Genomic DNA, 12,431 nt, shown 5'->3' on the forward strand with positions numbered 1-12,431 from the left:
TGCATGATGGATAAAGGGAATGTCGAGCATGCGGTGCTCGCTTACAGGCTTCACTTGCCAACAATAGGCGCGGCGCGGTATTCCAGAGTGCTCTATGCCAGCCTTGGAATGACCATGACCCAACACCTCACCGAATACGCCGACGCCAGCCCTGAAGTGCGTGCGGTTTACGACGACATCATGCAAACACGCAAGGTCGATCAGGTGAACAACTTCTGGAAATGCCTGGCCGCCCACCCGCCGACGTTGCGCCGCACCTGGGAAAGCCTCAAGGAAATCATGGCACCGGGAGCACTCGACCCGTTGACCAAGGAGCTGCTCTATGTGGCGGTCAGTGTGACCAACAATTGCCCGTACTGCATTGCTTCCCACACCGCCGCCGCACGCAAGGCCGGCATGACCGATGAGATGTTTGGTGAGCTGCAGGCTGTGGTCGGCATGGCCAACGAGACCAACCGCCTGGCCACCGGCTACCGCGTGCCGGTGGATGATATGTTCAAGTGGCCGTGAACACGCTCAGCGGTCGAACCAGGCCAGCAGCACAGTGACGTTATCGCGCCCGGCGTACTCGCGGGTGAGGCCCACCAGCCGTTGGCACGCGGTATCCAGCGTGTCGCGGCGGGCCAGGCTCAGCACCTGAACCATCTCCAGGTGTGGCACGCAACCGTGCAGGCCATCGCTGCACAGCATCAGCAGGTCGCCCGGCTGTGCCGGTTGCACACGCACTTGCGGCTCCACCTTAGGCCCTGGGCCAATGGCTTGCAGCAGCAGGTTGCGCGCCGGCAGCCGGTCGACCTTGCCGGCTTCGAGGGCTTGCTGGTACCAGGTCTGGTCGCGGGTCAGCAGGCTCAGTTCGCCGTCGCGATAGCGGTACAAACGGCTGTCGCCCACATGAAACACCAGCAGCGGCCCATCGGGTTGCGGGCGCCACACACCGGTGAGGGTGGTGCCCATGCCACTGCCTTCACTCATATGGCGCGCCACATTCTGCTGGTAGACGCACTGGTTCACATGGTCGATGGCCGTGTACAGCCTGCCAGCGGCTTGCATGGTCGGGTCCGACCAGGTGGCGTCCGGGTCGCTGTCGATGCCTGAAGGCACGGCGCCAGAAGCCCTAAGGACCTGGCGCAGACTGATCAGCGCTTGCGCACTGGCCAGTGCACCGGCCTCGTGACCGCCCATGCCATCGGCCACGGCCAGCAGCCCGAGAGCAGGTTCCACGAGGAAATTGTCTTCATTACTCTGGCGCACCGAACCCACATCACTGATCCCGTAGGCAACCGCCGAGGCCAGGCAATAGGGCCCGCAGGCGCTGAGTGGGGAGTCGGTCATGGCAAGGGCTCAAAGCTTTGGAGGAATGCCAGGCGCTGGGCCTCGCTCTCGATATGCGCAGCCAGCAGGTGCAGGAACGGCGGGTGCTGGGCGGTGGCGCGCAGGGCGCGGCTGACCACGATGCGGGCGATAGGGCCGATCAACACGGCCAGGCGGCGCTCGGCCAGTTGCGCCAATTGCGTGTCGACCTGTGCCGGTGTGACTTCAGTCACCGCGGTGGGCGGCTCGATGGCCGTAGGTTCGGCGAGGGGCGCGGCTGTGCGCGGGTTGAGGCGCTGGAACAATGACTGGCTGGCGCTGGCGAACTGTTCCCGACCGCGTTCGGAAGGAATATGCGGCAACAGCGCCGCGCAAATCGCGTCGAAGTCATCGGCGCCAGTCAGGCTCTTGCGCACCAGAAAACGTGCCAGTGGCCCTATCTGATGGGACAGCAACGACTCCAGTTCAGGCATCACCGCCAGCTTCCAGGGCGTCAGGGTTTCCACCGCCTCGGTCATCACGCCCGGGGCGGTTGGCAAGTGATTGACGCCACTGCTCAGCGGCTGGTTCGGGCGCATCAGTACGGTGCGGTCGTCGTCGATCTCGGCGTTGATCCAGGTGCCGGTGGTGGTGCCGAGCAAGGCCTCCAGATCATCGAGAAACGCTTGGGCCGACGGGTAGCGTTCGGCCGGGCGCTTGGCCAGGGCGCGCACGATCACGGCATCGAGTGCCGGGTCGAGCGCCAGGTTCAGGCTCGACGGCGCCACCGGCGTCTGGTTGAGGATCTGTTGCATGACCATGGTCGCGGAGCCCGAGAACGGGCGCTCGCCCGTCAACAGTTGATAAAGCACGATGCCGGCGGAGAACACGTCGGAACGGCCGTCGATCAATTCACCGCAGAATTGCTCCGGCGACATGTAGCTGGGCGTGCCGATCATCGAACCGGTCTGGGTGAGGGTCGACGAGTCGAGGCGGGCTACACCAAAATCGGTGACCTTGACCTGGCCTTCGGCGGTGATCAGCAAATTGGCCGGCTTGATATCGCGGTGTACCACCCCTTTGGAATGCGCATAGTCGAGCGCCGACAACAATTGGCGCATCCAACCGAGGCTGTGGTTCAGGTCACGCGGTGTCTGCGCCGCGAGCACGGTATTGAGCGGCGTGCCTTCGACGAACTCCATGGCGATGTAGGCCGAGCCTTCGTCTTCGCCGTAGTCGTACACACCGACGATATTGGGATGCATCAGCCGGCCGGCGGCCTGGGCTTCGTTCTTGAAGCGGCTGACCAATTCGGCGTGCTGGCTGTCGCCAAACAGCTCCTTGCGGATGGTCTTGAGCGCCACGGTACGCGCGATATTCGGGTCGAATGCCTTGTACACCGTGCCCATGGCGCCTTTGCCCAGCACGCTGTCGATGCGGTACTTACCCAGTTGTTCAAGCATGATCGCGGACCTATTCCTCAAGCATCTTCATGGCGCTGACCAGGCTGGTGCGCATACGACCGAAGGATTGACCCAGGCGCGCCAATTCATCCTTGCCGCTGATATCCATCTGCGGCACATCGGTTTCTCCCAGGCTGACGCGGTCGGCCAGCGCCGACATTTGCCGCAGGCGCCGGGTGACAAACAGGTGCACGGCCACGTTCAAGGCCACGAACAACACCGCGAAAATGCCCAGCATCGACAGCATATAGCTGTGCAGTAAACTCCTGGCGCGTTGCAACGGCAGATCGAGCGGCACCGTGACCAGCTGCGCGCCAATGGTGTCGTTGAGTTTCCAGCCAAACCCGTTCACCGCACCATAGATGTCGACCATGGTTTTCGGCGCCGTATCCGGGGTGCTATGGCACGCCAGGCAGGCTCCGTCCTTGATCTGGATCGGCCGTGCGATGTACAGCGATGCGCCCTTGTCGTCGCTGCGCTCACCGACCATCTCCGCACTTTGCGGTTGGCTGCGCAGGGTGTTTATCAGGGATTTTTCCCAGTCATCGGCCAGGTCGCGCGGGTTGGTCGGGTTGAGCGTGGCTTCCTTGTAGGCGTAGTCCGGGTAGGACTTGAGCAATTCCTGCAGGTGCGAAATGGCGGCGAAGTCCGGCACCGACTGGGGCAGGAACTGGAATTTCAGGCGGTTCTCCAGCAACGGCACAATCTGCTCGGCAGTGTAGGTGCTGGCCGCTGACGCCGAGCGCATCAACATGCGCGCGGTCTCCAGGGTTTCCCGGCGCGCGCTCTGTTGCAGCATGTAATTGGTGGACAAGCTGGTGGCAATAAAACCGACGATAAACACCGCCAGGAACACCACGTTGAATTTAACCGCGAGCGACAATTTCATAAGAACCTTCAGGCAACAGCGTGATGAGGATCAGTGCGCATTTTTGCGCCGTTCCAGGCGCAGCAGTTCCAGTTCCCATGCCAGCACGCCGCCACGGTTGGTTTTCACCGCCTGCAGGAACGCCGGGTCGTTCAGGCGCGGGGCAAAGCGGCTGGCAAGCATCTGCTGGCTGAGGTTGAGCGGGCTGACCACCCAGGGCGCGATGTCATCGTAATTAACCTCACGCTCTTTCTTCGGCTCCTGGGCCTTGGGTGTTTTCTTGCCCAGTGGCACCAATGGGTCGAGAAACTGCGGGGGCAGGGCGTCGATAAACGCTTGTTCGGGGCGCGCGACGATCTTCAGTGGGGCGTCGCCTTCGCGCTGGGCGAAGTCTTCGTGGCCCAAGGTGACGTTGCGATCAGCCTTGCCGTGGTTATCGATTTCACTGACGACTTGGCTGCCGTCTTCGACAAAGATTTCGGTCTGGCGCTTGCCCACGTGAATCACGCTGGCGCTGTTGGTCAAGGTGAAGGTCAGGGCGCCGGTGGTCACCGCAAGGTTGGCGTGGATGTTGCCGGCGACCGGTTGCAGTTTCAGCCAGCCATTTAGCAGGTTGATCTGCGCAGCCTTGCTGTTGGTGGCGATAAGGATGCGCGTGTCTGGCCCCAGTGCCAGGGTTGCCGCATTAAGACCTTCGATCTGAATCCCGGCGGCGCCAGTTTGCAGGATGTCACCGCCTTGCAGCCGCGTGCCTGGCCCCACCGTGTACAGCGTGGTGGCGCGAATCAGCTTCAGCGGTTTTTCCGCGTAGGCGATCACGGCGATGTTGGTGGTCGCAGCCAATACCAGCGGTAACTGGAACAGGCTGGCGAGCAATAGAGCTATCGAAAGTTTCTTCACGTGGGCGCCATCTGTCGAGCACTGGGGTCAGGCACCGATGCTGTGGTTACAGCCGGTGTTCGTGCGTGCGCAAGGCATCGCAGGGCCGAAGGCTAACGGCTGAATGGGCGTAGGAAGAAGACAATTCTCTGCATGGAAAACGCCGAATTCGATTAAGCGAAATCATGGAATAAAGCCGCGGGCAGGGGTGTTCTTCTCATGGTTTCCCGTGATTCGAATGGCGTTTGCAGGGATTGGCGTTGCGTCTACATCTTCCATCTGCCTGGAGCCTTTATGACTACCCAATGCATGAACGCGTTTTCGTCGACCAAGACCTTCCTGCAACAGAATTTCATGACCGCCAAGCGTATCCCCTCAGGATTAGTGGCCGGCCTGAACGTGTTCGACGTCAACGATCACAAGGCCGGCGGCTATCGCCTGGCCACCTTGGACAAGCCGGGTGAACACGGCAAGGTCGAGCGCCCCCTGATGGGGCACTGGGTGCCACAGGGCAGTTTTTGCGATATCCCGGCCAACCCCGGCGCGACCGGGTATGTGTTTACCCCGGACTTCAGTGGCTGCTCAATCCTGATCGACCATATCGACGACACCACCTACCGGGTATTCCACGTGCAGGGCGGCAGTGACTACCTGAACAAGGAGTACCTCAGCCGGTTTGATGGGCACGGGTTGGGTTTCGCCACGGCCATGACCTTCGACGATTATGGCGAGGATGCCTACCCACGGGGCTTTGCGTTTATGAAGTTCGAGGAAGGGCGCTGGTGGATTTATTTCCAGCGCCAGAACGGTGTGGGGCTGAACTTTGCCTACGGCAAGTTCCAAATGAACGGTGCGCAAACCGTGCGTGGCGGTGGGCGCATACCGGTGCCGAACCTCAAGCGCGAGTCACCGCGCCATGGTGTGGTGCACAGCGGCAAAGCGCTGCCAATGCCGGCCAGCCAACGTGCGCAACTCAAGGTTGAAGTCTGGTAAACCCAGTGTTTTTACCCGACTTGAAAAATAGTCGGGAATAAACACTTCGGGTTGGTTGTTCATCCTGCAGACGCTGATAACCAGCCCTGTTCGACCACTGACGGACTTTTTTAGATGATTAACCCGACCCTTCTCGACTCTCCTCTCGGCAGGCGCAAAATGAGTAATTCCGACCCTGAAACAGAGGCGCGCCGCAATCGCCTGGCGCTGCTGCTACTGCAGGTGATCGGTCTGATTGTGCTGGTGATCTGCGCAGCCGACGCACAGCGCGCTCAGGCCCAGGACTTGCCTGAACCGGCTGCGGGGGCGGCAACAAACATTCTGATGACGGTACAGGCCACGGGCGTGCAGATCTACACCTGCGCCAAGGACAGCAACGGCCAATTGAGCTGGCAGTTTCGCGAGCCGCTGGCGACGTTGATGATCAACGGCAAGACCGTAGGCCGCCATTTCGCCGGGCCTACCTGGCAACTGAATGACCGCAGCGCGGTCATGGGCAAGGTTATCGCCCAGGTGCCGGGGGCCAGCGCGAAAGATATCCCACTGCTGCGCCTCGACGTGACGGCGCACCAAGGCACTGGCGACTTAACACAGGTGGTCGCGGTAGAGCGTCTGCATACCCTGGGCGGTGTATTCAGTGGCGGCTGCGAACAGGCCGGGCAACTACACCTCGAACCTTACAGTGCCGATTACCGTTTTCTCGGCCAATAGCCTTAGCCCGAGCCATTCGGCTCGGCTGTAACACCCCCTTATTTGCCTGTTTGTCTCGCGCCGATGGCTATCGGCGTGCGGCAACGCCGTGTCTGTAACACCCCCAAAATCATAGGAGCTATTACATGATCACTCGTTTACTCGCAGTTACCGCACTTACCGTTGTGGCGTCGTCTGCTGCCCAGGCGGCAGATGCCTATGCGTCCGAAGGCCCTACCGACTGGACTGGTTTCTACGGCGGTTTGAGTGCCGGCTACGGCTTTGGTGGCGATGGTGATGTCAACACCAAAGGCCAGGCTGCACCCAACATCGCCAACATCAACGGTGGTGCACGCCCTGGCCGGGTTGGCCTGGACCGCAATGGCCTGCTCGGCGGTGCGCAGATTGGTTACAACTACCAATTCGGCCAATGGGTCGCCGGTGTCGAGGCCGATATCTCCCACACCGACCTGAACGACAGCCGCAATATCGGCACCTCGCAACTTAATACCCACCTGGCGCTGAACAATAAATTCGAATCGAAGATCAAGTACCTGGGCACCCTGCGTGGGCGCTTCGGGTATGCATTCGATCATACCCTGATCTACGGCACTGCCGGTCTGGCCTACGGTGAAACCAGCCAGAGCGTCGACATGTTCGGCCCCACTGGTAATACCCAGTTCAGCGGCGATCAAAGCCACTTCAAAATGGGTTACACCGTGGGCGCGGGTATCGAACAGTCGCTTACCAAAAACCTGTCGTTCAAGACCGAGTACCTGTACTACGACCTGGGCCAGGACAAGCTGAACGTGGCAGTGATTCCAGGCAGCGGCGGCGCGGGCACCGGGTATGACTCCAAGTTCAAGAACGACGGGCAGATGCTGCGTGTGGGGTTGAACTGGAAGTTTGATTGACGCTGTTATGTGGCCTCATGCGCAGATGCGTGAGGCTTTGATCGGGCGCACAGTGCGGTGGTGATGGCACTGCCCCTGCTGCGCCTTTCGGCTTCTGCGGGACTGGGAACGGGTCCATGTGGTGAAGTCAAAGCGAGTGGCTGATACGACGTGTTCCTGAATCAGCATGATGGGCAGGGGCCGGTCTCTGGTCGTGTAATGGGTGCTGAACGTGACCTCCAATGTGTCCTTGTCGCGGTAACCGCTGAGTATGGGCACCAGGGTGAACCCATGATCGACGCCTTCGGACTCCGTGGGTGTTCCGGCGAATACTACAATCCCGACATAGACCTTCCTGTCGCTCAAGCTGAACATGCACGGAACGCACTGGACGATGGATTCCCTCAATAAAAACCTGAACGGTGTGCCCTCAAGAACGCCCAGCGAGAGTGTGTCATAGAGCTGCTCGTCGGTTTGCAGCTTGAGCATTTTCTTCTTTGTGCGCACATAAAGCTTTGCCCAGAAGAAGGGAATCATCAACGCGGTGATGCCCGCCTGTAACAGAAAAACCCAAAGCGTGCGGTTCTTCTCATTGGCAATGTCGAGCTGTACCAATAACGCACCCAGGTGTTGGCTGTAGTCCATCGCGACTTCATGCCCGGCGATAAAAACAGTTTGCTTTGATAGCGTCAGCAGGGCTGCACTCAGGATTGTAGCGACGGTCAGGCAGACCATTCCGAGCCTTGCTACCTGCAGGTAGAGCAACTGCCCCTGGAACCGGTGCAATCGCAAGTAGAAAAACGGGTGCCTGAGGCAGACCAGATAACCGCTGACCAGTAACGGCACAATGATCAGCAGGCCCATGAATCGTCTGACTCCATTTTTTGTACCTGGCGCACCGCATCCTTGTAACCCTCTGAGGCGATAACCTCATCGATGTCCAGGCCAATGCCTCCACGTACGACCTTCCAGGTTTTACGGGATTTGACGTCCCTGACTCGGTCCCAATCATCTTGAGTGGGTTTGCCAAACAACAAGTGCAATAAAGACATGGCGACAACCTCGAAAAGAAGTAGCCATTTTTATAGCAAGCGGTTCGGCGCCTCACCACTGATGGCAAGCCGCGCCACTGTCGTCGGTTCCTGTAGGAAACGTCTGCATTTGCGCCAGCGGTCTAAAATGTCGGCGGTGTAATCACCCAGATCACCTCTGTAGTCACCTTGCCCGGGTTGCCATACCGGTGCGGCTCGCTGCTGGCAAAGCTGAAACTGTCACCTGCAGCCAGCAGGAAATGCCGCTCACCGACCCACAGCTCAAACGTGCCGCTCAACACATAGCCTGCTTCTTCGCCTTCATGGCTGTAGCTTTGCTGGCTGTAGGTGCCGGGTGGAAAGCATGAGTGCAGCATCTCAAGTTGATGGTTGGGCAACGGCGTCAGCAGCTGGTCGACGATGCCATCTTCATAACGAATGCTTTGACGATTGTTTTTGCGTACCACATAGCCTTCATCCTCCGGGGCAGGGGCGGCCTCGCTGGCGAAAAACCACTGGATAGTCACGCCCAGGCTGCGGGCGATATTGAACAGCGCCGGGATCGATGGGTACGCCAGGTTGCGCTCCAACTGGCTGAGATAGCCGGCGGTCAGTTCACTCAGTTGCGCCAGTTCGGTCAGCGTCAGGCCGCGCGCCTTGCGCAGGCCGCGAATGCGCGTACCGAGGAACAGTGGCTGCGGTTCGTCGTTCAAAGTTTCCACGCTACCTTGAGCCCTTCGTAGATCGCCTCTTCGGCGGTGCGCGGCGCCAGGCAGTCGCCGATGCGCTCAAAGGGCACCAGCCCCGCCAGCTCCGCGCCCAGAGTGTCCACCGACTGGTGGCCCTGGCACAACACCAGGCTGTCGATATTCTCCAGCAGCATCGGTTCGCCGCTGGCGCTGTGTTGCAGGTAAACCGTGCTGTCGTCGCAGCCATAGAGGCGGGCATAAGGGATGATGGGAATGCCCAGGCGGTGCAGCTCGCCCGCCAGTTGATCACGCACATACAGCGGCAGGTTTTCCCCGCAGTGCGTGCCATTGACCGCCAGTTGTACGTGATGGCCGGCGCGCACCAGACGCTCGGCGATGCCGGGGCCGATCCAGTCGCAGCGCCAGTCGACCACCACCACCGAGCGCCCCAAGGTGACCTGTTCGCGCAACACCTGCCAGGCATCGACTACTTGCAGCTCGCCACCGCGCTCGAACGCCGGCCAGTAGGGTTCGGCGCCGGTGGCGATGATCACGTGGTCGGGTTGCTCCTGCACCACCAGGGCGCGGTCGACACGGGTATTGCGCATCACGCGCACGCCTGCCAGCGTCATCTCCCGTTGCAGGTTGGTGCTGGCGCCGCCGAACTCGCTGCGCCGTGGCAGCAACTGCGCCAATAACACTTGCCCGCCCAGCTGTGCGCTGGCTTCAAACAGGGTCACGTCGTGACCGCGTTGCGCCGCCACGGCAGCGGCTTTCATACCGGCCGGGCCACCGCCGACCACCATGATGCGGCGGCGCTTCAACGTCGGTTGCCGCTTACCGAAGTGCAGCTCGCGCCCCGTCTCCGGGTGCTGGATGCAGGAGATCGGCAAGCCTTTGTGAAAGTGCCCGATACACGCCTGATTGCAGGCGATGCACGCACGTACATCGTCGGCGCGGCCTTCGAGGGTCTTGGCCGGCATCAGCGGGTCGCAGATCAGTGCGCGGGTCATGCCGCACACATCGGCCTGGCCGCGCGCCAGGATCAACTCGGCTTCCTGGGGCTGGTTGATCCGCCCGGTGACGAACAGTGGAATCGACAGGCTGGCCTTGAACGTCGCAGCTGCATCGGCCAGGTACGCGGCGGCGATGGCCATGGGCGGCACGATATGCACCGCGCCGCCGGTGGACGCCGAGGTGCCGGCAACGATATGCACATAGTCCAACTGCCCTTGCAGGCTTTTTACCGCCTCAAGGGATTCGCTTTCGGTGAGGCCTTCGCTGTCGCGCTCATCGGCAGAAATGCGCAGGCCGATGATGAAGTGCGCGTCGGTCGCGGCCCGCACGGCGGCAATAATTTCCCGCAGGAACCTCAGGCGCTGATCAAGCGTACCGTTGTAGTCATCGGTGCGCCGGTTAACCCGCGGGTTGAGAAACTGTGCAGGCAGGTAGCCGTGGCTGGCGACCACTTCCACGCCATCAATTCCCGCCTGATGCAAGCGCCTGGCCGCCGCCGCGTAACCGCTGACGATCTCATCGATCATCGCCGGGTCAAGCGCCCGTGGCATTACTCGGAACCGCTCATTGGGCATCGCCGACGCTGAGTACGCCACCGCCAGCAACCCGTCTGCCGACTCCATGATCTCGCGCCCCGGATGGAAGATTTGCGACAGCACCAGGGTGTCCTGGGCATGGCAAACATCGGCCAGCTCGCGATAGCCGTCGATGCATTCGTCGTCGGTGGCCATTAGCACGTGGGAGGTGTACCGCGCGCTGTCATGCACGCCCGCCACCTGCAGCACAATCAGCCCCACACCGCCTTCGGCGCGCGCACGGTGATAGGCGATCAACTGCGCATTGACCCGGTTGTCAGTCGGCATCGAGGTGTCATGCCCGCTGGACATGATGCGGTTTTTCAGGCGCTTGCCGCGCAGTACCAAGGGCTCGAACAGGTGCGCGAAGGCAGGTGGCGACATGGTGCGGATACTCCAGGCGCTGTTATTGTTATTTTTCTAGTAAGAGGGGAGCGCCAGTAAAAAATCAACTTGTTTTTTTACTGGTGACTGGCTTAGCGTCGCCCTCACCAACCCAGTGCCTGGAGAATAAAAATGACTCACTCCACCGAGCAGCAACTGCGCGAAGAACTCGCGGCCTGCTATCGATTGATCGCGCACTACCGCATGAGCGATCTGATCTTCACGCATATTTCGGTGCGTATTCCCGGGCCGGAACATCACTTTCTGATCAACCCTTATGGGCTGATGTTCGATGAAATCAGCGCCTCCAACCTGGTCAAGATCGGCCTGGACGGGCAGGCGGTCGAACCCTCTCCTTATCCCGTCAACCCGGCCGGTTTTGTTATTCACAGCGCCATCCATGGCGCTCGCGAAGACGCCCAGTGCGTGCTGCATACCCACACCCGCGCCGGCTGTGCGGTGGCGGCGCTGGCGTGCGGTTTGTTGCCGGTCAACCAGATCTCGATGGAGTTCTACGGCAAGGTGGCCTACCACGACTACGAAGGCGTCGCCCTGGACCTGGACGAGCAACGCCGGTTGGTGCAGGACCTTGGCGACAAGCCGGTGCTGATGCTGCGCAACCACGGTTTGCTGACGGTGGGCGCAACGGTCAGCGAGGCGTTTCTACGCATGTATTACCTGGACAAGGCCTGCGATATTCAGATCGCCGCCCAGGCCTGCGGCGAGTTGATCCTGCCGCCGGCTGAGGTCTGCGCCTACACCGAGCAGCAATTCAATAACCCCAACCGAGCGTTGGAGGCGGGCGAGCTGACCGATGTGAATGCCATGCAACTGGCATGGGCGGCGTTACTGCGGATGCTGGATCGGGTGTCGCCCGGCTACCGCGACTGAGGTAGAGTCGTGCAGCCGACTCAACCGAAGGACACCGCCCCATGACCCAGGAATCGCGTTTCTCCCGCATGGAGCCGCAATTGCGCAAGGCCAACCTGGTCCAGGCGACGCTGACGTGTCTCAAGCGCGATGGCTTCCAGGGCGCTTCGATCCGCAAGATCAGCGCCGAGGCCGGGGTGTCGGTCGGGCTGATCAGCCATCACTATTCGGGCAAGGATGAGCTGGTGGCCGAGGCCTATCGCACCATCACCGCCCAGGTCATGAGCCTGTTGCGCGAGACCATGGCCAAGGCGTCGCCGCAGCCGCGTGAGCGTTTGTCGGCGCTGTTTCGAGGCTCCTTTTCGGCGGAACTGCTCGACCCGCAACTGCTGGACGCCTGGCTGGTGTTCTGGGGCGCGGTCAAGACCGCGCCGGCGATCAACCAGGCCCACGAGCATTCCTATGGCGAGTACCGCACCATCATGCGTTCGGCGTTGACGGACATGGCCAAGGAGGAAGGCTGGGAGCAATTCGATGCTGATTTGGCCGCCATCGGCTTGAGCGCGTTGCTCGATGGCTTGTGGCTGGAGTCGGGGCTCAACCCCGGCACGTTCACGCCGCAGCAGGGCATCCAGATCTGCGAAGCCTGGGTCGACGGCCTGCAAAGCGGCGGTCGCGCGCGCTATCAGCTCAAAGCCTGAACCTTCCCTTCAGCGCCTGAACGCTCTATTCGGGCTTTTTTTTTCGCCCTGAAAATATTTGCAGTTTGCCGATTGCCTCCTTGCTGAA

Annotated in this window: 14 protein-coding genes; 6 read left to right on the plus strand and 8 right to left on the minus strand. The window is 60.9% G+C overall.

Features of this window, described 5'->3' with window-relative positions; translation table 11 throughout:
* Window positions 1–114 precede the first annotated feature (114 nt).
* Window positions 115–510 (plus strand): carboxymuconolactone decarboxylase family protein, encoded by a 396-nt coding sequence (locus K0H48_RS17220; RefSeq protein ID WP_058420656.1) that lies wholly within the window; start codon window positions 115–117, stop codon window positions 508–510.
* A 6-nt stretch (window positions 511–516) separates the two neighbouring features.
* Here K0H48_RS17220 and K0H48_RS17225 read toward each other — a convergent pair whose 3' ends face one another.
* The 4 genes from K0H48_RS17225 to K0H48_RS17240 are packed head-to-tail and all read right to left on the minus strand — an operon-like array spanning window position 517 to window position 4,521.
* Window positions 517–1,332, minus strand: coding sequence for a PP2C family serine/threonine-protein phosphatase (locus K0H48_RS17225; RefSeq protein ID WP_219268392.1), 816 nt, complete (start codon window positions 1,330–1,332; stop codon window positions 517–519).
* A complete protein-coding gene (locus tag K0H48_RS17230) occupies window positions 1,329–2,753 on the minus strand; it encodes a serine/threonine-protein kinase (RefSeq protein WP_219268393.1) in 1,425 nt (474 codons plus the stop codon). The genes K0H48_RS17225 and K0H48_RS17230 overlap by 4 nt, the downstream gene beginning before the upstream one ends.
* Before the next feature lie 10 nt (window positions 2,754–2,763).
* Complete coding sequence (locus K0H48_RS17235) at window positions 2,764–3,642, minus strand: DUF3365 domain-containing protein (protein WP_219268394.1); 879 nt, start codon at window positions 3,640–3,642, stop codon at window positions 2,764–2,766.
* A gap of 30 nt (window positions 3,643–3,672) precedes the next feature.
* Window positions 3,673–4,521 (minus strand): hypothetical protein, encoded by an 849-nt coding sequence (locus tag K0H48_RS17240; RefSeq protein ID WP_219268395.1) that lies wholly within the window; start codon window positions 4,519–4,521, stop codon window positions 3,673–3,675.
* 273 nt (window positions 4,522–4,794) lie between these two features.
* On the opposite strand from K0H48_RS17240, the gene K0H48_RS17245 reads away from it, so the two are divergent.
* The 3 genes from K0H48_RS17245 (at window position 4,795) to K0H48_RS17255 (ending at window position 7,097) form a co-directional block, all read left to right on the plus strand.
* Window positions 4,795–5,493: a hypothetical protein gene (locus tag K0H48_RS17245; RefSeq protein ID WP_219268396.1), complete on the plus strand. Its 699-nt coding sequence runs from the start codon at window positions 4,795–4,797 to the stop codon at window positions 5,491–5,493.
* A 159-nt stretch (window positions 5,494–5,652) separates the two neighbouring features.
* Complete coding sequence (locus K0H48_RS17250) at window positions 5,653–6,204, plus strand: DUF3455 domain-containing protein (protein ID WP_219268397.1); 552 nt, start codon at window positions 5,653–5,655, stop codon at window positions 6,202–6,204.
* Between the two features lie 125 nt (window positions 6,205–6,329).
* Window positions 6,330–7,097, plus strand: a complete 768-nt coding sequence (locus K0H48_RS17255; RefSeq protein ID WP_219268398.1) for an outer membrane protein — start codon at window positions 6,330–6,332, stop codon at window positions 7,095–7,097.
* 15 nt (window positions 7,098–7,112) lie between these two features.
* Here the strand turns inward: K0H48_RS17255 and K0H48_RS17260 are convergent, their stop codons facing one another.
* The 4 genes from K0H48_RS17260 to K0H48_RS17275 form a co-directional block, all read right to left on the minus strand.
* Window positions 7,113–7,940, minus strand: coding sequence for a hypothetical protein (locus K0H48_RS17260; RefSeq protein ID WP_219268399.1), 828 nt, complete (start codon window positions 7,938–7,940; stop codon window positions 7,113–7,115).
* On the minus strand, window positions 7,928–8,128 hold the full coding sequence (locus K0H48_RS17265; RefSeq protein ID WP_219268400.1) for a hypothetical protein: 201 nt from the start codon (window positions 8,126–8,128) through the stop codon (window positions 7,928–7,930). The genes K0H48_RS17260 and K0H48_RS17265 overlap by 13 nt, the downstream gene beginning before the upstream one ends.
* Before the next feature lie 122 nt (window positions 8,129–8,250).
* Complete coding sequence (locus K0H48_RS17270; RefSeq protein ID WP_219268401.1) at window positions 8,251–8,829, minus strand: cupin domain-containing protein; 579 nt, start codon at window positions 8,827–8,829, stop codon at window positions 8,251–8,253.
* Entirely contained in the window at window positions 8,817–10,772 is a 1,956-nt protein-coding gene (locus K0H48_RS17275) for an FAD-dependent oxidoreductase (RefSeq protein ID WP_219268402.1), read from the minus strand. The genes K0H48_RS17270 and K0H48_RS17275 overlap by 13 nt, the downstream gene beginning before the upstream one ends.
* 132 nt (window positions 10,773–10,904) lie before the next feature.
* Between K0H48_RS17275 and K0H48_RS17280 the strand changes: the two genes are divergently transcribed.
* Both K0H48_RS17280 and betI read left to right on the plus strand, forming a co-directional pair.
* A complete protein-coding gene (locus tag K0H48_RS17280; protein WP_219268403.1) occupies window positions 10,905–11,663 on the plus strand; it encodes a class II aldolase/adducin family protein in 759 nt (252 codons plus the stop codon).
* 41 nt (window positions 11,664–11,704) lie between these two features.
* Complete coding sequence (gene betI / locus K0H48_RS17285) at window positions 11,705–12,343, plus strand: transcriptional regulator BetI (protein WP_219268404.1); 639 nt, start codon at window positions 11,705–11,707, stop codon at window positions 12,341–12,343.
* Window positions 12,344–12,431: the final 88 nt, after the last annotated feature.

The sequence above is a fragment of the Pseudomonas sp. Xaverov 259 genome, from assembly GCF_019352915.1.
Lineage (GTDB): Bacteria > Pseudomonadota > Gammaproteobacteria > Pseudomonadales > Pseudomonadaceae > Aquipseudomonas.

What these genes read in the sequence shown, in the direction of transcription:
- K0H48_RS17220 (WP_058420656.1), top strand. Translation starts at nt 115, where the DNA reads ATGACCCAACACCTCACCGAATACGCCGACGCCAGCCCTGAAGTGCGT.
- K0H48_RS17225 (WP_219268392.1), bottom strand. Translation starts at nt 1,332, where the DNA reads ATGACCGACTCCCCACTCAGCGCCTGCGGGCCCTATTGCCTGGCCTCG.
- K0H48_RS17230 (WP_219268393.1), bottom strand. Translation starts at nt 2,753, where the DNA reads ATGCTTGAACAACTGGGTAAGTACCGCATCGACAGCGTGCTGGGCAAA.
- K0H48_RS17235 (WP_219268394.1), bottom strand. Translation starts at nt 3,642, where the DNA reads ATGAAATTGTCGCTCGCGGTTAAATTCAACGTGGTGTTCCTGGCGGTG.
- K0H48_RS17245 (WP_219268396.1), top strand. Translation starts at nt 4,795, where the DNA reads ATGACTACCCAATGCATGAACGCGTTTTCGTCGACCAAGACCTTCCTG.
- K0H48_RS17250 (WP_219268397.1), top strand. Translation starts at nt 5,653, where the DNA reads ATGAGTAATTCCGACCCTGAAACAGAGGCGCGCCGCAATCGCCTGGCG.
- K0H48_RS17255 (WP_219268398.1), top strand. Translation starts at nt 6,330, where the DNA reads ATGATCACTCGTTTACTCGCAGTTACCGCACTTACCGTTGTGGCGTCG.
- K0H48_RS17260 (WP_219268399.1), bottom strand. Translation starts at nt 7,940, where the DNA reads ATGGGCCTGCTGATCATTGTGCCGTTACTGGTCAGCGGTTATCTGGTC.
- K0H48_RS17265 (WP_219268400.1), bottom strand. Translation starts at nt 8,128, where the DNA reads ATGTCTTTATTGCACTTGTTGTTTGGCAAACCCACTCAAGATGATTGG.
- K0H48_RS17275 (WP_219268402.1), bottom strand. Translation starts at nt 10,772, where the DNA reads ATGTCGCCACCTGCCTTCGCGCACCTGTTCGAGCCCTTGGTACTGCGC.
- K0H48_RS17280 (WP_219268403.1), top strand. Translation starts at nt 10,905, where the DNA reads ATGACTCACTCCACCGAGCAGCAACTGCGCGAAGAACTCGCGGCCTGC.
- betI (WP_219268404.1), top strand. Translation starts at nt 11,705, where the DNA reads ATGACCCAGGAATCGCGTTTCTCCCGCATGGAGCCGCAATTGCGCAAG.